This window comes from Cupriavidus gilardii, assembly GCF_013314895.1.
GTDB classification, from domain to species: Bacteria; Pseudomonadota; Gammaproteobacteria; order Burkholderiales; family Burkholderiaceae; genus Cupriavidus; species Cupriavidus gilardii_C.
Map to the genome: position 1 here is coordinate 46,143 of NZ_JABTYE010000003.1, position 18,419 is coordinate 64,561.

Annotated in this window: 16 protein-coding genes; 4 read left to right on the top strand and 12 right to left on the bottom strand. The window is 68.5% G+C overall.

Going from position 1 to position 18,419, the window contains the following annotated elements; all coding sequences use genetic code 11:
* The first annotated feature begins 1 nt into the window (after position 1).
* The gene (locus HTY53_RS03635; protein WP_174105116.1) at positions 2-268 is read left to right on the top strand and encodes a ferredoxin; all 267 of its coding nucleotides are present in this window, start codon (positions 2-4) and stop codon (positions 266-268) included.
* Here HTY53_RS03635 and HTY53_RS03640 read toward each other — a convergent pair.
* From HTY53_RS03640 to HTY53_RS03660, 5 genes are all read right to left on the bottom strand, one after another.
* Entirely contained in the window at positions 240-1,433 is a 1,194-nt protein-coding gene (locus tag HTY53_RS03640; RefSeq protein WP_254599790.1) for an acyl-CoA dehydrogenase family protein, read from the bottom strand. The two genes, HTY53_RS03635 and HTY53_RS03640, sit on opposite strands and share 29 nt — an antisense overlap.
* Positions 1,430-2,734 (bottom strand): acyl-CoA dehydrogenase family protein, encoded by a 1,305-nt coding sequence (locus HTY53_RS03645; RefSeq protein WP_174105118.1) that lies wholly within the window; start codon positions 2,732-2,734, stop codon positions 1,430-1,432. The genes HTY53_RS03640 and HTY53_RS03645 overlap by 4 nt, the downstream gene beginning before the upstream one ends.
* 4 nt (positions 2,735-2,738) lie before the next feature.
* Positions 2,739-3,722, bottom strand: coding sequence for a Bug family tripartite tricarboxylate transporter substrate binding protein (locus HTY53_RS03650; RefSeq protein WP_174105119.1), 984 nt, complete (start codon positions 3,720-3,722; stop codon positions 2,739-2,741).
* 131 nt (positions 3,723-3,853) lie between these two features.
* Positions 3,854-6,046 carry an acetate--CoA ligase family protein gene (locus HTY53_RS03655; RefSeq protein WP_174105120.1) on the bottom strand — a complete coding sequence of 731 codons (2,193 nt, stop codon included), beginning with the start codon at positions 6,044-6,046 and terminating at the stop codon, positions 3,854-3,856.
* Positions 6,036-6,857: an enoyl-CoA hydratase gene (locus HTY53_RS03660; RefSeq protein ID WP_174105121.1), complete on the bottom strand. Its 822-nt coding sequence runs from the start codon at positions 6,855-6,857 to the stop codon at positions 6,036-6,038. The genes HTY53_RS03655 and HTY53_RS03660 overlap by 11 nt, the downstream gene beginning before the upstream one ends.
* A 127-nt stretch (positions 6,858-6,984) precedes the next feature.
* On the opposite strand from HTY53_RS03660, the gene HTY53_RS03665 reads away from it, so the two are divergent.
* Complete coding sequence (locus HTY53_RS03665) at positions 6,985-7,761, top strand: IclR family transcriptional regulator (RefSeq protein WP_174105122.1); 777 nt, start codon at positions 6,985-6,987, stop codon at positions 7,759-7,761.
* Between the two features lie 33 nt (positions 7,762-7,794).
* Here the strand turns inward: HTY53_RS03665 and HTY53_RS03670 are convergent, their stop codons facing one another.
* From HTY53_RS03670 to HTY53_RS03690, 5 genes are all read right to left on the bottom strand, one after another.
* Entirely contained in the window at positions 7,795-8,544 is a 750-nt protein-coding gene (locus HTY53_RS03670) for a sulfite exporter TauE/SafE family protein (protein ID WP_174105123.1), read from the bottom strand.
* 89 nt (positions 8,545-8,633) lie between these two features.
* Entirely contained in the window at positions 8,634-9,836 is a 1,203-nt protein-coding gene (locus tag HTY53_RS03675) for a PLP-dependent aminotransferase family protein (protein ID WP_254599791.1), read from the bottom strand.
* A 34-nt stretch (positions 9,837-9,870) separates the two neighbouring features.
* Positions 9,871-11,298 carry an FAD-binding oxidoreductase gene (locus tag HTY53_RS03680; RefSeq protein ID WP_174105125.1) on the bottom strand — a complete coding sequence of 476 codons (1,428 nt, stop codon included), beginning with the start codon at positions 11,296-11,298 and terminating at the stop codon, positions 9,871-9,873.
* Between the two features lie 10 nt (positions 11,299-11,308).
* Positions 11,309-12,328 (bottom strand): DUF1338 domain-containing protein, encoded by a 1,020-nt coding sequence (locus HTY53_RS03685; protein ID WP_174105126.1) that lies wholly within the window; start codon positions 12,326-12,328, stop codon positions 11,309-11,311.
* A 103-nt stretch (positions 12,329-12,431) separates the two neighbouring features.
* Positions 12,432-13,424 carry a Bug family tripartite tricarboxylate transporter substrate binding protein gene (locus HTY53_RS03690; RefSeq protein ID WP_174105309.1) on the bottom strand — a complete coding sequence of 331 codons (993 nt, stop codon included), beginning with the start codon at positions 13,422-13,424 and terminating at the stop codon, positions 12,432-12,434.
* Positions 13,425-13,637: 213 nt separating this feature from the next.
* Between HTY53_RS03690 and HTY53_RS03695 the strand changes: the two genes are divergently transcribed.
* Positions 13,638-14,552, top strand: a complete 915-nt coding sequence (locus tag HTY53_RS03695; RefSeq protein WP_174105127.1) for a LysR substrate-binding domain-containing protein — start codon at positions 13,638-13,640, stop codon at positions 14,550-14,552.
* Positions 14,553-14,651: 99 nt separating this feature from the next.
* On the opposite strand, the gene HTY53_RS03700 is transcribed toward HTY53_RS03695, so the two are convergent.
* Both HTY53_RS03700 and HTY53_RS03705 read right to left on the bottom strand, forming a co-directional pair.
* Positions 14,652-15,368 (bottom strand): GntR family transcriptional regulator, encoded by a 717-nt coding sequence (locus HTY53_RS03700; protein WP_174105310.1) that lies wholly within the window; start codon positions 15,366-15,368, stop codon positions 14,652-14,654.
* A gap of 188 nt (positions 15,369-15,556) precedes the next feature.
* Positions 15,557-16,531, bottom strand: coding sequence for a 2-dehydropantoate 2-reductase (locus tag HTY53_RS03705; RefSeq protein WP_174105128.1), 975 nt, complete (start codon positions 16,529-16,531; stop codon positions 15,557-15,559).
* A 250-nt stretch (positions 16,532-16,781) separates the two neighbouring features.
* Between HTY53_RS03705 and HTY53_RS03710 the strand changes: the two genes are divergently transcribed.
* Positions 16,782-18,398 (top strand): glucan biosynthesis protein, encoded by a 1,617-nt coding sequence (locus tag HTY53_RS03710; RefSeq protein ID WP_174105129.1) that lies wholly within the window; start codon positions 16,782-16,784, stop codon positions 18,396-18,398.
* Positions 18,399-18,419 lie beyond the last annotated feature (21 nt).

Genomic DNA, 18,419 nt, shown 5'->3' on the forward strand with positions numbered 1-18,419 from the left:
CATGGATGACCTTCGCGTCGAAATGCGACCGGGCGCCTGCTGCGGGTTCGGCAACTGCGCCGCATTGGCCCCGCAGGTGTTCGTCTTCGATCCGGAACGGCACAAGCTGAAGTACATCGACCAGTCCCACGTTGCGGCGCAGCTCGCGCAGGTGCGCCAAGCGGTGGCCGAATGTCCCGCGGGAACGCTGGTGCTGGTGCGAGCCGCCGCCGCTGGACAGGAACCGGCGGCGGCAGCGGCTACACCCCGATCAGGCTGCGCGCGATGATGCCCAGCTGCACCTCGGCGGCGCCGCCGAAGATCGTGTAAGCCCGGCTGTTCAGATACTCGGGCAGCAAGGTGCCGACGATTTCGCTGCCGGCTCCGATGCCGCAGGATGAGCTCGCGTCATCGTCGCGCCAACGCTGCCCTTCCAACCCCAGCATCTCCACACCCAGCTCGCCGATCTGCTGCTTGAGCCGGCTGGCGCGCAGCTTCAGCATCGACGACACCGGGCCGGGACTCTGCCCCGGCATCAGTTGGCCCAGCGTCTTCAGCTCCAGCATCTCGAAGGCATCGAGGTCCGCGCAGACCTCGCCGAAGCGCGCATGCAGCAGTTCGCGCTGCGCGCCGTCGTGGCGCAGGCCGCCCGCCTGCAACGCCGCCATCGCGTCGCCCACCCGCATCAATTGCGAGCGCAGCCGCGGGCTGAAGAACCCCGCGCCGCGTTCGAACTCGAGCAGATAGCGGGCGCAGGCCCAGCCGGCGTTCTCCTCGCCGATGCGATTGGCCTGCGGCACGCGCACCTCGTCGAAGAAGACTTCGTTGACGTCGCGATCGCCGCCGATCGTCGCGATCGGGCGCACGGTGACGCCGGGCGAATCCATATCGATCAGCAGGAAGCTGATGCCGTCCTGCCGGCGCCCCTCGTTGCCGGTTCGGACCAGCGCGAACATGCGGTTGGCATGATGCGCGTGCGTGGTCCACAGCTTGGAACCGCTGACGATGTAGTCGTCGCCATCGGGCACCGCGCGCGTGCGCAGCGCCGCGAGGTCGGAGCCCGCCCCGGATTCGGAGAAACCTTGGCACCAGTAGTCGTCGCCGGACAGGATGCGCGGCAGATAGCGTTCCTTCTGTTCCTCGGTGCCGAAGCGCAGGATCACCGGTCCGAGCAGCCGCACGCCCATCGGATGGACCAGCGGCGCGCCGGCCAGCGCGCACTCGGTCTCGAAGACGAAGCGCTGCACCGGGCTCCAGCCGGTGCCGCCCCATTCCTTCGGCCACAGCGGCACCAGCCAGCCGCGCTCGCGCAGCATCGCCTGCCAGGGGCCGGAAATTTCGGGCTCGGGATACATTGCGGTAGTCAGCCGCTGGCCGCGGCGCAGCTCGGGCGTCAGCCTGTCGCGCAGGAAGGCCCGCACCTCGTGGCGAAACGCCGCGAGTTCGGGGGTCAATTGGAGATCCATGACGCGGCGGCCTCGGCGGAAGATCGATTGGAAGACGGCAGGGTCCGGCTGTCGCGCCATGCCCCGCTGGCCAGCATCGCGCGGCCATATTGCGCGGCATGCCAGGACGGGCTGCCGCCCTGCTGCTGGAAACGCGTCAGCTTGCGGAACAGGCCGGCGATCGGCAGCTCCTCGGAGACGCCCATGCCGCCATGCAGCTGCACCGCTTGCTGCGATACGTAGCGGGCCGCGCGTCCGACCTTGGACTTCGCCATCGCGGCCAGCGCGACGGCATCGGTTGCGTCCTTCAGCCCCGCATCGACGCGCAGCGCCGCGAGCTCGCAGGCCGCGATCGCTTCCTCGCAGCAGACCGCCATCTCGGCCAGCTTGTGTTGCACGGTCTGGAAGCTCGCGATGGGTCGGCCGAACTGCTCGCGCTGGCGGGTATGGGCAACCGTGCGCTCGAAGGCGGCCTGCATCGCGCCGCAGGCTTCCCAGCACAGCGCGATCGACGCCTCGGCCAGCAGGCGGTGCAGCACCGGGGTCGCATCGCTTCCCTCCGCGGGCCCCAGCATCGCGTCGGCATCGACATGGACCCCGTCGAGCCATACGTCCGCAGCGGCGGCGCCGTCGACCGTATGGCAGCGGTGCAGGCGCAATCCGCGCGCAGAGAGGTCGCGCATTGGCAGCAGGAACACGGCATGTGTGGCACCGGCCGTGTCCGGGTTCGCGCCGGGCTCCAAGTCCGGCTTTGCATCCGGCCCCCGTTCCCTCCCCTCGCCGTCGATGCGGGCACTGACCAGCAGCGCATCGGCGCCGCCGGCACCCGGCACCAGCAGCTTGGCGCCGTGCAGCCGCCAGCCCGTCCCGTCGCGCTGCGCCACCGTGGCACGCGGTGCCCATGGGTCATGGCACTGCGCTTCGTCGTGGGCCAGCGTCAGACGGCGGCTGCCGTCGATGACCGCCGGCAGCCAGCGATCGCGCTGCGCCGGCGTGCCGAGCGCCGCCAGCATACGCGCCGCCAGCAGGATCCCGCCGTGGTACGGCACGTTGATGCCGTGCCGGCCGAAGGCGCGCATCAGCAGCCCCGTTTCGACCGCACCGCCATCGAAGCCGCCGGTTTCCGCCGGCAATGGCAGTCCCAGCCAGCCCATCTCGGCGAAGGCCCGCCACATCGGCATCCATCGCGGGTGCGGTCCGGATTCGGGCCGTGCGTCGTACCACGGCCCCGCGGCATCGGGTTGCCGCGACAGAAAAGCCAGCGCGCTCTCCTCGATCAGCCGCTGTTGTTCGTTCAGCGTCAGCTGCATCGGCTCAATCCGCCTGCGCGCCGGACGCCTTGGCGACCTTGGTCCACTTCTGCGCGTCCTGCTTGATGAAGGTCGCGAACTGCTCGGGCGTATTGCCGATGATGTCCAGGCCCAGCGCACGGAACTGTTCGCGCAGGGCCGGGTCCTTCAGCGCCTGCTGCGTGGCGGCATGGACGCGCTTGACGACGTCGGGCGGCGCACCGGCCGGGGCCAGCAGGCCCAGCCAGGGCATCGCCTCGTAGCCCGGCAGGCCCGACTCCGCCACCGTCGGCAGATCGGGCAGCGTCGCCGAGCGCTTCGCCGTGGTCACCGCCAGCGCGCGCACGCTGCCGCTCTTGATATGCGGGGCCGACGACGCGTACGCGTCGAACATCACCTGCACGTTGCCGCCGACCAGGTCGTTCAGCGCCGGCGCGCTGCCCTTGTACGGAATGTGGGACATCTGGACGCCCGCCATGGTCTTGAACAACTCCGCCTCCAGGTGGGTCGACGTGCCCGAACCCGCCGAGCTGTAGCTGACCGACTTGCCGCTGGTCTTCAGATAGTCGATCAGCTCCTTGACGTTGGTCACCGGCAGCTTGGCATTGACCTCGAGCACGTGCACCACCGAGGCCACCAGCGTGATCGGCGTGAAGTCCTTGACCGGGTCGTAGCCTACCGTCTTGAACACCGCCGGCGCGATGCCCAGCGAAGAGGCGGCCATCAGCAGCGTATAGCCGTCGGGCGCCTGCCTGGCGACGTAATCGGACGCGATCACCGTGCCGGCACCCGGCTTGTTCTCGATCACGACCGGCTGGCCCAGATGCTGGCGCAGCCGTTCGCCGAGCGCGCGCGTCATGATGTCGGCCGCGCCGCCGGGTGTGAACGGCACGATGATGCGCACCGGCTTGGTGGGATAGGCGCCGGCGTCGGCGGCATGGGCGCCGGGCAGCACGGCAAGGGGCAGCGCCACGGTCAGCGCCAGGGCGGCGATCCAGGATCGGGTCATGGTCAGTCTCCTCTCGATTGTTGTTGTGTTGCGCTTCGTTGTTTCGGCGCGGTATCGACGCGGTTCCGGCGCGGTATCTGCGCAGTACGTGCGTGGTATGTGGGGGTACGTGCGCGATACCCGCCGCAGCCTTACTCCCGCTTCGGCACGATCAAGGCATCGAGCATCGCCACGCCCTGTCCGCGCTCGCGCACCAGCAGCGGATTGATCTCGACCTCGTCGGCCGCCTCGCCCAGCGCCAGCACCGCGTCCGAGAACGCCGCGATCGCCGCGCAGGCCGCCGGCACGTCGCACAACGGCCGCCCGCGGAAGCCGTCGAGCAGCGGGAACGCCCGCAGTTCGCGCAGCATCTGCTCGGCGGTGCGCCGATCGACCGGCAGCAGCCGATGGCTGACGTCCCGATACAGCTCGGTCAGCACGCCGCCGAGTCCCACCGTCAGCGTCGGGCCGAACACGGGGTCGCGCACCGCGCCGACGATCAGCTCGACGCCGCCGCTCAACATCGGCTGCACCAGCACGCCGTCGATGCGGGCGTGCGGCGCATGCTTCCGGACGCTGGCCAGCATCTCGGCGCAGGCCTTGCGCACCGCGTCGGCATCGCGGAGGTTCAGCCGCACGCCCCCGACCTCGGTCTTGTGCGGCAGGTCGGCGCTCAGCACCTTCAACACCACCGGAAAGCCCAATTCCACCGCCGCGGCGGCAGCCTCGTCGGCGTGCCGCACCACGCGGCCGTCGATATCGCCGACGCCGTGCGCGGCCAGATAGCGGCGGGCCGCATGTTCATCGCACGGCAAGGCGGGCGGCGTCGGCATCGCGGCAGCCAGTTCCCTCTCCCCAGCCCTCTCCCGCAAGCGGGAGAGGGCGCCGGTTGTCGCGAGTGCGGTCGCTGTCGCGGGGGTCGATCGCAGTTGCTGAGGCATGTCCCTGTTCCGCAGCGCGCGCCAGCCCCGCTGGTTGCGTCGCTCGTGCCATTGCAGCAGCGGCGGCAGCGTCTGCATCGCCATGCCGATATCGGTCATCACCGGTACGCCATGCGTGCGCAGGTCGTCGCGGCGCGTCGCGCGTCCAGTGTCAATGGCCAGCAGCAGGCGCGGATGCGCGGCGGCCGTTTCGATCAGGTCGTCCGCCATGCGATCGAGCAGATAGCCCGGCGCGTAGACGATCACGGCATCGATCGCGTCGCTGGTCGCCAGCGCGGTGAGTGCGGTTCGAACGAAGCCGGGATCGTTGACGACGTTGCCGGTCACGTCGACCGGGTTCGACACCATGCCATAGTCCGGAATACCCGCGCGCAGCGTCTGTTGCAGCGCCTGCGGCAACGTCGGCACCTCCAGTCCCGCACCGATGCATTTGTCTGCCAGGATCGCACCGACCGCACCCGAGATGCTGACGATCGCGACGCGGCGGCCGGCACTGCGGCCCCGGTAGCGCGCCAGTTCCGCCAGATGCGCCATCTGCGCGAAGTCCTGGCACTCGATCACGTTGAGCTGCGCGAACGCAGCGCGATAGATCTGCTGGTTGCCGGCCAGCGCCGACGTATGCGAGCGCACCGCCTCGCGGCCCTTGTCGGTCTCGCCGGCCTTGTACACGATCACCGGCTTGTCGGCCTCGGCGCAGGCGATGGCCGCGTCGATGAAGCGCGCGCCATCGCGCAGTTCCTCGATATAGCCGAGCACCACGTCGGTATCCGGGTCCTGCGCGAGGAACTGCAGGTATTCGGCGAAATCGAGACAGGCCTCGTTGCCGGTATTGATGAACTGGCTGAACGGCACGCCGAGCTCGCGCGCGATGGCAAACACGGCGGCGCAGACGTTGCCGCTCTGCGTCAGCAGGCTGACCGTGCCCCGCTCGCGCTGCGCCGGCGCCGTGCGAAAGACCGAAGCGAACGCCGTATAGGCGTGCGTGTTCAGATTGGCAAAGCCCATGCAGTTGGGACCGGCGACCGCCATGCCGGTGCTGCGCACGAAGTCTTCCATCTCTTGCTGCAGGGCCGCGCCGCTTTCGCCCGCCTCCGCAAAGCCGGCGGCATAAACGATTGCAGCGCGAATGCCGCGCGCGTGGCAGCGCTTCAGCATTGGCGTGACCTGTTCCGCGCCGATGGCCAGCACCGCCAGGTCGATGCCCTCGGGCAGCGCCTCGATCGACGGATGGCAACGCAGCCCGAACACCGTCTCGTACTTCGGATTGACCGGATGGATCTGGCCCCGGTAGCCGAAGCGCGTCAGCAGATCGATCGGCATGCCGCCGATGCGGCCGGCGTCGCCGCTGGCGCCGACGATGGCGATCGATTGCGGATTGAGCAGCGGGTCGAGCCTATGCGCCATGTTCGCCGCTCCGCGGTTCGCGGGCCGGGCCCGACTGGATCGCCTTCGCCAGGCCGGCGTCGCGCGCACGCAGGAAGCCTTCGCTCAGATGCGACAGCTGGTGCGTATCGAAGTGCGCGGACAGCGCCGAGCGCAGCCCCTGCGCATCAAGCGTCCGGTTCAGCGACCGCTTGATCAGCCGCAGGCCGAACGGCGGCGCCTGCGCAATGCGCGCGGCCAGCGCCATCGCCTCGTCGTCCAGCGCGGCGTCCGGCACCACGCGATTGACCATGCCGATGCGCAGCGCCTCCGCGGCGTCGATCCGGCCGCCGGCATACAGCATTTCCTTGGCCTTGCGCAGGCCCATCACCCACGGATGGATCAGCACCTCGGTGGCCGCGGCGCCCAGCGTATGGCCGACCGGATCGGAAAAATAGGCCGACTCGCTCGCCACGATCAGGTCGCACATATTGGCGATCATGAAGCCGCCCGAGACGCAGGCGCCCTGCACCTGGGCGATGGTGGGCTTGGGGAAGTCCCAGATGCGCAGGCAGTAGTCGAAGTAGCGCCGGCTCTCGTAGGCCCAGCGTTCCTCCACCGTGAAGTCGGCGCGCCTGGCCTGCGCTTCCTTCAGGTCGTGGCCGGCCGAGAAATGATTGCCGCGTCCGCCGATCACCACCACGCGCACGGTGTCGTCGTGCTCTGCCGCCTGCAGCGCGGCGTCCAGTTCGTCCAGCATTTGCTGGCTTTGGGCATTGCGCGCGCTCTCGCGCGACAGCCACAGGCGCCGTACCGCGCCTGTCTGCTCGATCTCGATGGTGGCATTGCCCATCCCGGTCTCCTCGTCTCGTGTTGTTTGTCTTTCAGCGGTCTTGTCGTCGGACGAGGGCCAGTGTAGAAAGCGAGGTTTCTACAATGCAAACTTATCCTCGCCAAATAACCACTATATGGACAAAGCGATGACCAAGGAGACGAAGACCGCCGGGACCGCCGGGGCACAGACGCTGCGGCGCGGCCTGCAGCTGCTGCGGCTGATGGCGGAGCGGCAGGAGGAAGGACTGTCGCTGGCCGAGCTGGTCGAGGCGACCGGCCTCGAGCGGCCGACGGCCTACCGGCTGCTGTGCTGCCTGGAAGAGGAACGCTTCGCCGAGCGCCATCCGGCCAGCAAGCGCTATCGGCTCGGACTGGACGCGCTGCAGCTGGGCGCCGCCGTCCATGACAAGGCGCCGGTGGTCGACCTGGTGCTGCCGGCGATGAAGCGGCTGGCGCGGCTGTCGGGCGATACCGTGTTCCTGGTGGTGCAGCAGGGCGACTTCACCGTCTGCCTGCATCGCGAGGAAGGGCCCTTTCCGGTGCGCATCTTCACGACCGTGCCGCAGCAGCGGCGGCTGCTGGGCATCGGTGCCGGCGGCCTTGCCCTGATGGCGAAGATGCGCGACGACGCGATCCGCGAGGTGTTCAAGCGGCGCGCCTCGCTCTACGCCGAACACGGCATGACGCTGGCCAAGCTGAACAGCGCGGTCGAACGCGCGCGCAAGAAGGGCTTCGCCGAGATCGTCGACAGCATCACGGCCGGCGTGTCCGGCGTGGGCTGCGCCTTCACGCTGCCCTATGGCGCCGAGGCGGCGATCAGCCTGGGCGCGATCAGCAGCCGCATGCATGCCGGGCGACGCGTGGAGCTGGGCCGGCTGCTGCGCGAAGAACTGGGGCAGGCGTTCGGCAGCGAGCCGGCTTGAGCGGCCGGGCGGGCTCCGTCGGGATCGCCGTAACTAGCCGATGCGGCCGAGCACCGTCGGCAAACCCGATGCCAGCATCATCACGCCGGACACCGTCAGCAGCGTCAGCACGATCGCGCGGAAGCGCGCTTCGTCGATGCGGTGATAGACGCGGGCGCCGATCAGCGCGGGGATCAGCATCGCGGGCGCGACCACGGCGAACCGGGGCAGCATCTCCGCGGTGACGTTGCCGGCGAGCAGGTAGACCGCCATCGTCACCATCAGGATGGTCAGGTTGAAGTTCTGGATGATGGCGCGCTGCCGGTCCTTGTCGTAGCCGCGCAAGGTGCACCACAGTGTCGGCACGGTGCCGCTGAAACCGCCGATCGCGCTCATCACGCCGCCGACCAGTCCGGCGCCGGCATCGCCGGGCTTGCCACCCCACCGCAGCGGCGGCAGCCGCCGCGCCATCAGCATGGCAGGACACCACAGCACCAGGAAGGCGCCGATCGCGGTCTTGAACGACGCCATGTCCAGATACGGCAGCAGCAGCATGCCGAGCGGAATGCCCGCCAGCCCGCCGACGATGAAGGGCAGCAGCGCGGCGACATCGAAGCCGCGCCGCACGCGCACCGCGGCGATGATCTGCCCGGTCAGCGAACCGAACACCGTCAACACCGCGGCCATGCGCGGCTCGAGCGTCCACGCCCACAGCGACATCGCCACCATGCCGAAGGCAAAGCCCGACAGGCCCTGCACGAATCCCGCGAGGGCGGCACCAAGGGCAATGATCAGATATTCCATAGGACGGTCGGAAAGGCGGTCACGGGGGGACCGCCTGAGGCGCTCGCGAAGCCCGCGATATTACCCGGGAATGCCCCCGCCCGGGGCCGTCAAACCCGCGCCAACGCGCGCGCGAGACGCCGTACGCCCTCTTCGATCTCGGCCACCGAAGGCGTCGCGAACGACAGCCGCAGCGCCGGCGACGGCTGGCCGGACGCCACGTGGAAGGCCTTGCCGGGGACGAACAGCACGTTTTCCTCGATCGCTTCGCGCAGCAGCTCGGCGGAGTCGGTGCCGTCCGGGAGCGAGGCCCAGACGAACATGCCGCCAGCGGGCCGCACATATTGGATCCGGCCGCCGAGCTCGCGATCGAGCGCCGACACCATGGCGTCGCGCTTGTCCCGGTAGACCTCGACGATGCGCGCGAGCTGTCCGCGCAGATGGCCGGCGTCCAGATAGGCGGCCATCGCGCGCTGGATCCACGGCGGCGTGCACAGGTCCGAGGCCTGCTTGGCCAGCACCGCGCGCCGCACCACGTCGGGATGCGCGGCCATCCAGCCGATCCGCAGGCCGGGGGCCACGGTCTTCGACAGGCTGCCCAGATAAATGATGCGATCCCGCAGCGACGGTTCGCCATTGGCCATCGCCAGCAGCGTGGCCGGCGGCGCGCCGTCGAACGCGAGGCAGCCGTATGGGTCGTCCTCGATCACCAGCAGTTCGTATTGCGCCGCGAGCCGCAATACCTCCTGGCGCCACCGCACCGACAACGTCGCGCCGGTCGGATTGGCGAAGGTCGGCACCAGATAGATCAGCCGCGGCCGCTCGGCCGGTGCGCACTCACGCAGGCATTGCTCGAGCGCGGCGGTATCGATGCCTTCGGCGTCGGCCGGCACCGGCACCAGCCGGGCGCCGGCCAGGCGCAGCGCCTGGATCGCGGCCGGATAGGTCGGCGCCTCGACGATCACCGGCACGCCGGGTTCGACGAAGGCGCGCACCAGGAAGTCGAAGCCCTGCTGCGAGCCGGAGGTCACCAGAATCCGTTCGGCAGGCGTCGGCGCACCGGCCTGCGCCATCTGCCGGCTCAGCGCCTCGCGCAGCGCCGGCACGCCTTCGGTGGCACCGTATTGCAGGCATTCGGCCGGATGGCTGGCCAGTGCCTCGGCCATGCACTGGCCGATCGCCGCGGTGTCGAAGGTCGAGGCGGCCGGATAGCCGCCGGCGAACGAGATCATGCCCGGACGCGACAGGTACTGGAACAGCTCGCGGATCGGCGAGCCGACCGGCTGCTGGAAAGCCGAGGCAAAGGGGAACATGGGCGTGTCCTGGCTGGTCATTTGTCCTGGCTGGTCATTCGCCGTTGCCGAGCCACAGGCGGCTCAACGTGCGGCGCGGATCTAGCCGCGACTGCATCGCGCCGACGTGGTCGAGCACGGCGTCCGCGGTGAAATCGCGATAGAAGCGTTCGTTGTACGGACCGATGCCGTGTTCCGCGCTGAAGCTGCCTTCGAAGCGTTCCACGGTCAGCCGGTACAGCTCGGCCCGGACCTCGCCCGCCACCGCCTCGTCGAATGCCGGCGCGTCCTGCAGCGGCCAGACCATGTTCAGGTGAACGCCGCCGTCGCCGAGATGGCCGAAGTCGTAGATCCGCAGCCACGGCCAGCGCGCCGCGATCAGCGCGCGCGCCTCGGCGCGGAAGGCAGGAAAACGCGAGCGCGGCACCGACAGGTCCAGCGCGATGATCTTGCCTTCGTGACGGATCGACTCGGTGATCGAATGGCGCAGGCACCAGAGCGCCTCCGGCTTGCCGACCACGGCGTTGCCGATCAGCGTGCCGTAGTGGCGCTCCAGGAAGTCCATCAGCAGCGCCTCGAGGTCGAGCCCGCCGGCGCGGCTCGGCATCGTCGACGACAGCTCGACCAGCATCGCGTAGTCGGCCCCTTCCATCTCGGCGAAGGGGTCTTCGACATCGTCCAGATGGCGCACCACGGCCTGCGCCGCTTCGCGCGAAATGCCCTCGCACGACGACAGGAAATCGCCCAGTTCCGCGTTCAATGCCAGCAGCAGCGCCTCGAGTTCGGCCACGCCGGTGGGGACCAGCAGCGCGGTGGCAGTCTGCGCCGGCAGCGGATAGACCCGCAGGGTCGCCGCGGTGACCACGCCGAAGGCGCCGCCGGTGCCGACGAACAGCTGCTTGAAATCGAAGCCGACATTGTTCTTGCGCAGCGCCCGGTTCAGGTCGAGCAGCGCGCCTGCGGGCTCGGCCAGCACCGCTTCGACGCCCAGCAGGTTCTGGCGGACGTCGCCGTACTTCAGCAGCCGCGCGCCGCCGGTGTTGGCGGCGATCATGCCGCCGATGGTCGGGTCGGCACCCAGGTCCACCGGAAAGAACAGGCCGTCCTGCGCGAGCCGGGTATTGAGCTCGCTGAGCAGCACGCCGGCGCCGACGGTCACCGACTGGTTCAGCGGGTCGACCGTGATGGCGCCCTTCAGGCGCGCGGTGCTCAGCACGACCTGCTCGCCGCCGGCATCGGGCGTCGACGCCCCGACCAGACCGGTGTTGGCGCCCTGCACGACCAGCCGCACGCCGAAGCGCTGCGCGGCAGCCACCACGGCCTGCACCTGCTCGCGCGTGGCCGGCCGCACCACCGCCGCGGCGGTGCCTGCGCCGTAGCGGGCGCCGGTCTCGTAGCCGGCGCGGTCAGTGGCTTCGGTCAGCACGTCCAGGTCCGGATGGGCCTGCGACAGATATCCGATCAGCTCCTTGCTGGACGACATCTGCGCAGCCTCAGACCGTGGCCGCGGTCATCTTGAAGATGCCCTGCGCGTTGGAGGCGTCGAAGCCCAGGTCCAGCTTGTTCTGGCTGCCGCCATCGGCATAGCGGTCGCGCGTGATGAACTCGTAGAACGAGCCCGGCACCTCGCGCATCACGATCTCGCCCGCGGCGCCGACGAACTCGCGCATCACCGGATCGGCACGGAACGCGGTCTGCTTGACGCGGCCGCTGCCGGAGACCTCGACCTTCTCCTTGATCGGTCGGCCGAGCGCGCGCTGCTGGTCGCTCAGCGCAAACACGTCCTCGACGCGGTCGGTCGCATGGTTGAAGGCATTGCCTTCGGTGGCGATCCACGCCATCTCCGCCGATTCCTGCAGGATGCGCTGGTAGTCCTCCAGCCGCGGCGTGGCGTGATGGCGCTCGAAGCAGGCGGTGAGGTTGCGAATCACGTGGACGGCCTCGTCCAGCGGCAGCGTGCGGTCGCGATCGAGCTTCCACAGCAGCGCCACCGTGTCCGGACGCAGCGGGTCGACCGAGGTCGACACCACGCGGGTGACCGCGGCCTGCAGCTCGGCGCTGAAGCGCTCCGGGTGGAATTCGCTGACGAAGAATTGTGCGATGCCGTCCGGCGCGTCCTCGTGCGCATACGAGCGGCCGGTCATGCCGATGCGGTCGAGCGGATAGGTGCCGTTCAGGCGATAGCCCAGCGGCCGCAGGAAGCGCGTGAAGGCGGCCTCTCCCGGGGGCAACTGGCCGTTGGCCTGCCAGGCCACCGTGCGCAGCGCGCCATGATCGAAATTGACCTTGCCGCCGGCGGCGGCCACATCCTCGGTGTACTCGCGGCCGGTCGGCACGCGCGTCAGGATGCCGTCGAACAGCACGACGTTCAGCGCGTGCGCGATTTCGGCGCGGCTGGGCTGGCCAGCGGCGCCCGCGGGCAGACCGGCGGGCGTTTCGATCAGCGACAGCAGCTTGGCGGCCTTGGTCGCGCCCACGCAGGCGGACACCAGAGAGAGGATGTGATCGGACATGGAGACTCTGAAGACGATGGCTTGGGAAACGGATCGCAGGGGCCGCAGCGCCGGTCCTGCAAAAGGAACGGCGGCCCGCCATGCAGGCCGCCGCAGACGGAAATCAATCGATGGTCGCGCCGGACTGCCTGACGACCTCGCCCCACTTCTCGCGGTCGCGCTTGACCAGCTCGGCGAACTGGCTCGGCGTGTTGAAGGCGGGCTCGGCGCCGATATTGCGCATGCGGCCGAGGATCCTGGCGTCGTTCAGCGCGACCGCCAGGTCCTTGGCGATCTTCTCGGCCACCGCAGGGGGTACGCCCTTCGGCGCGAACAGGCCGAACCACGGCGTCGCGTCGAAGCCCGGCACCGGACCGGCCGCGGCTACCGTCGGCACGTCCTGCAGGGCGGGCGAACGCTGCGCCGAGGTCACCGCCAGCGGCCGCAGCTTGCCGGCGCGAATGAATTCGAGCGAGGCGGGCAGGTTGTCGAACATCACGTCGACGTTGCCGGCCATCATGTCGGAGATCGCCGGGCTGCTGCCCTTGTAGGGGACGTGGCTCATCTCGGTCTGGGTCATGCGCTGGAACAGCTCGCCGGCCAGATGGGTCGAGGTGCCGTTGCCGGCCGAAGCCATGTTGACCTTCTTCGGATTGGCCTTCACGTAGGCGACGAAATCGGGCACGGACATCACCTTGGAGCGCTCCGCGAACGACGGCGACATCACCAGCACGTTTGGCACGCGGGCGACCAGCGACACCGGGGCGAAATCGGCGACGTCGTAGGCCAGCTTGCGGTACAGCGTCGGATTGATCGCGAACTCGCCGACCGAGCCCATCAGCAGCGTATAGCCGTCGGCCGGCGCCTTCGCCGCCAGGCTGGTGCCGACGATGCCGCCGGCACCGGGACGGTTATCGACGATGACCGGTTGGCCCCAGACCTTCGACAATTGATCGCCGATCAGCCGGGTTACCATATCGGTCGTCCCGCCCGGCGGGTACGGTACGACGATGCGGACCGCCTTGTTCGGAAATTCCTGCGCCTGCGCAACGGCTGCGGTCATCGGCACGGTCAGCGCGGCTGCCGCGATGGCGGCAACAATGCGGAACGGGTTCATCGGTGGCATGCGGTCTCCTCCGGGGCTCTTGCTGTGTTGGTATTGGTGTTGGTATTGGCTTTGGGTTTTGCTACGGCGCCGATTCTTTCTCATCGCCGAACCGTGCTCAAGCGAAAAATTTGCCGGGGCTGATGAGAAAAACGCATCAACTCGTCAACCCACAACTCACCCACGTCTCACCCACGTCCCACTTACGTTCCAACCTCCGCGCCAATGGCTTTTCGCGTTCCCAGCCTGTCCAGTCTTCGCGCCTTCGAGGCCGCCGCCTCGCATCTGAATCTGCGCCGCGCGGCGGCCGATCTCTACGTCACCGAAAGCGCCGTGTCGCGGCAGATCGCCACGCTGGAGAGCCAGCTCGGCGTGCAGCTGTTTCATCGCGTCAATCAGCGCCTGACGCTGACGCCGGCCGGCAAGCTGTACAGCCGGCAGGTCCGCGAGACGCTGCGCAAGCTGCAGCGCGATACGCTGGACATCATGGCTCACGAGGGCAGCGGCGGCATCGTCGAGCTCGCCTGCCTGCCGACGCTGGCGGTCGAATGGCTGATTCCCCGGCTGCCCGAGTTCTACGCGCGCCATCCGCAGGTGGTGCTGAACCTGACCGCGCGCTCCGATGTGTTCCTGTTCGACGGGACCGACTTCGACGCCGCGGTTCATTTCGGCGAGCCGCACTATCCGGGCGCGCGCGCCGATCCGCTGTTTCCGGAGGAGTCAGTGCCGGTCTGCCATCCCGATTATTTCGGCGGCCGCAAACGCATCCGCCCGGCCGATATCGCGGGGGCCGAGCTGCTGCATCTGTCGACGCGCCAGTTCGAGTGGGAACAATGGATGCGCCTGGCAGGGGTCGAGGACGTCAATGCGATGCGCGGCACGCGCTACGACCACCACAGCATGGTGATCGCCGCCGCGCGCGCAAAGCTCGGCATCGGGCTGGTGCCGCGCTTCCTGGTGGAGCGCTATCTGAAGGAAGGGGAGCTGGTGATGCCCGTGCCGTTGGCGATGCCGTCATCGGGCGGGTACTACCTCGTTTATCCCGAGATGCAGCCGGTCAGCGACGCGATGTCGCGGGTGCGGGAATGGCTGCTGGAATCGGCGTCGGAGTTCGTGCGGGCGACGCAGGCTCGGGCATAAGACGCGGGCATATGGCTCGGGCATAAGGCGGGGACATCAAGCATGAAAAAGGCCGGCGAGCCGGCCTTCGATGTTTGCGCAGCATGCCGCGGGCAGCCGTCAGTCGAGAAAATCGCAGTTCTTCTCGACGTAGTCGGCCAGGTCCAGCGAATGCTGCCGCACCAGCCGTTCCGCCAGTTCCGTATCGCGCCGTTCCAGCGCCTCGATGATGCGCAGATGGTCGACGATCGAGCGCGCGGCGCGGTCGCTCTGCGAGATCGTCATCTTCCGGATCGCACGGACGTGGATGAAGATGTTCTTGATCGTGTCCATGATGATCTGCGACTTCGACAGCTGCACGATCGCCTGATGGAACGCGATATTGGCGTCCGAGTATTCCTCGATATGCTCGGCCGGCGTGGTATCGCGGAAGTTGTCGAACATGTGCCGCAGCTGCGAGATTTCCTCGTCGGTGGCATGCAGCGTCGCCAGGCGTGCGGCCATGCTCTCCAGCGCGGCCCACATCTGGATCATCTCGACGATCTCGCGCTTGGTCTTGCGCATGATGTAGATGCCGCGGCGCGGCACCGTGCGCAGGAAGCCCTCCTGCTCCAGCAGCGTCATCGCCTCGCGGATCGGCGTACGGCTGACGCCCAGCGCTTCGCTCAGGACCCGCTCGTCCAGACGGATCTCTTCGCGCGACTGGTAGATGTCGGCATCGGCGATCGCCTGCCGCAGCATCGCGTAGGCCTGGTCGCGCAGACTCGCGCCGGCGTTGATCGGCTGCAGGGACAGCGCCAGACCCGGGGGAGGCGCTTCTGTGGCAGTGGCGGACATCTCGGCTTGACGTTGCACGGACATGGGATCGCTCTTTCGATTTTTGTATATGGTATATCAGAACGCGTGCACCGCCACTTCGATGTAGCGGCGTTGTTGCGGCATGGCGGGCGGCGTGGCCGCGGCGCAACCGACCCGTCGCGCCGATGCCGCCCCCGCCCGAGCCACGGCCTGCGCCTCCTCTGCGATCACGCCGCCTGAGCCATCCGCTCGCGCTGCTTGATCAGCGACAGCACCGCGTCGATCATCGGCGTGGGCTGGCCAACCAGCCGGCCCATCTCCTGCACGACCGTCAGCAGCGGGTCGATCTCCATCGCCCTGCCCGCCTCCAGGTCCTGCAGCATCGAGGTCTTGTGCGCCCCCACGGCACCCGCGCCGTCGATCCGCCGCTCGACATCGACGCGGAAATGCACGCCGAAGCGTTCGGCGATCGCCTTGGCCTCGAGCATCATCTGGCGCGACAGCGCGCGCGTGCCCGGGTCCGACGTGATGACGTCCAGCGTCGCATGCGTCAGCGCGCTGATCGGGTTGAAGCACAGATTGCCCCACAGCTTGAGCCAGATCTCGTTGCGGATGTCCTCGCGCACCGGCGCCTCCAGATCGGCGGCGATCATCGCCTCGCTGAGCCGCATCACGCGTTCCGACCGCGTGCCGTCGGGTTCGCCCAGCGGGAATTTCTTGCCATAGACATGGCGGATCACGCCGGGCGCGGCGATCTCTGCCGCGGGATACAGCACGCAGCCGATCGCCCGCTCGGGGCCGAATCCGTTCCATTGCCTGCCGCCCGGATCGACGCTCTGCAGCGTAGTGCCGGCGAACTCGCCGCCGTGCCGATAGAAGTACCAATAGGGAATGCCGTTGACGCCGGTGATGATCGCCGTGTCCGGCCCCAGCAGCGGCTGCACCAGATCGACCACGCCGGGCACCGAATGGGCCTTGAGCGTGATGAACACGTAGTCCTGCTGCCCGAGTTCGCGTGGATCGGAGGTGCAGCGTACCCTCCGCACCCGCTCCTCCCCTTCGATCAGCAGCTTGACGCCGTTCGCCTGCATCGCCGCCAGATGCGGCCCCCGCGCGACGAAGCTGACGTCGACGCCTGCCCCGGCCAGTTGTGCGCCGATATAGCCGCCGATGGCCCCCGCGCCGTAGATACATACCTTCATGATTGCTGTCTCCCGTGCCTTTGTTGGTGGATATAGATTTATTGATATATCACATACTATATTTCACAAGCGCGGAATCACAACCTCTATTTGCATGCCGGCAAGTGGCGAGTGCGCCTGGGCCATGCGGTACCATGCTCCGTTCTGTCGTGCCCGCGGTGTCCGGCTCCCCACAGAGCCGTCGAACTTTTTGCGCCAGCGGGCGTCTTTTCTGCAACTTCATTGAAGCCGCAAGGCGCCGATTCTCCGCATGCCGAAAATGAACCGACGGACCGTGCTGGTCTCCGCCGCCGCCACTGCTGCGCTCGCCGCACTGGGCATTCCCGCTTCCGCGCTGGCCGCTGGCCGCATCAAACTGGCCAAGGGCCAGCCCTTTACCCACGAGGGCCTGGTCGAACTGGCCCGCACCATGGCAAGCCGGCCGTATGTCGCGCCGCCATCGCCGCCGGCCGACATCCTGGCCCGGATCGACTACGAGGAACACGGCAAGATCCGCTATCGCACCGACGATGCGCTGTTTGCCGACGGGCCCGGCCAGTTCCCCGTGACCTTCTTCCACCTGGGCACCTTCTTCCGCGTACCGGTACGGATGCACCTGGTCGAGACCAGTGGAGGGGCCGCCGGCACTGCGCGCGAGATCGTCTACGACGAGTCGTATTTCGACATGCCGGCCAACAGCCCGGCGCGCAAGCTGCCGCGCGGCAGCGGCTTCGCCGGCTTCCGCTTCCAGGAAAGCCGGCTGGGCGACCAGAAGAAGCTCGACTGGCGCAAGAACGACTGGGTCGCCTTCCTCGGCGCCTCGTACTTCCGTGCGATCGGCGAGCTCTACCAGTACGGCCTGTCGGCGCGCGGCATCGCCGTCGATGTCGCCCAGCCCGACAAGCCCGAGGAATTTCCGTCCTTCACCCACTTCTACTTCGAGGCCCCGCGCGACGGCAGCGATACCGTCACGGTGCATGCGCTGCTGGACGGCCCCAGCGTCACCGGCGCCTACCGCTTCACGATGCAGCGTGCCAAGGGCGTGGTGATGGACGTCGACTGCGCGCTGTTCCTGCGCAAGGACGTCGGCCGCCTCGGCCTGGCGCCGCTGACCTCGATGTTCTGGTACTCGGAGTCGGTCAAGCGCACCGGTGTCGACTGGCGGCCGGAGGTGCACGACTCCGACGGGCTGGCGATGTGGACCGGCGCGGGCGAGCGCATCTGGCGCCCGCTGAACAATCCGCCGCGCACCATCGCGTCGGCGTTCGGCGACGACAACCCGCGCGGCTTCGGCCTGCTGCAGCGCGACCGCAATTTCGACCACTACCAGGACGGCGTCTTCTACGAGCGCCGGCCCAGCCTGTGGGTCGAGCCGCGCGAAGGCTGGGGCGCCGGCACCGTGCAGTTGATCGAGATCCCGACCGACGACGAGATTCACGACAATATCGTCGCGATGTGGGTTCCGAAGGCGCCCGCCAAGGCCGGCAGCGCCTATCGGTTGCGCTACCGTCTGCACTGGCTGGCCGACGAGCCGTATCCCACGCCGCTGGCCCGCTGCGTGGCCACGCGCATGGGCAATGGCGGGCAGCCCGGCCAGCCGCGCCCGCCCGGCGTGCGCAAATTCATGGTGGAGTTCAAGGGCGCGCCGCTGGAGAATCTGCCGTTCGGCACCAAGCCGGAGGCCGTGCTGTGGTCCTCGCGCGGCAAGTTCTCGTACATCTTCACCGAAGCCGTGCCCAACGGCGTGCCGGGCCACTGGCGCGCGCAGTTCGACCTGACCGTCGACGGCGACGAGCCGGTCGACATGCGGCTGTTCCTGCGTCTGAACGGCAAGCCGCTGTCTGAAACGTGGCTGTATCAGTATCATCCGTTCCGGACGAACGTCTGAGTGCGTTGCGCCGGCCCCACC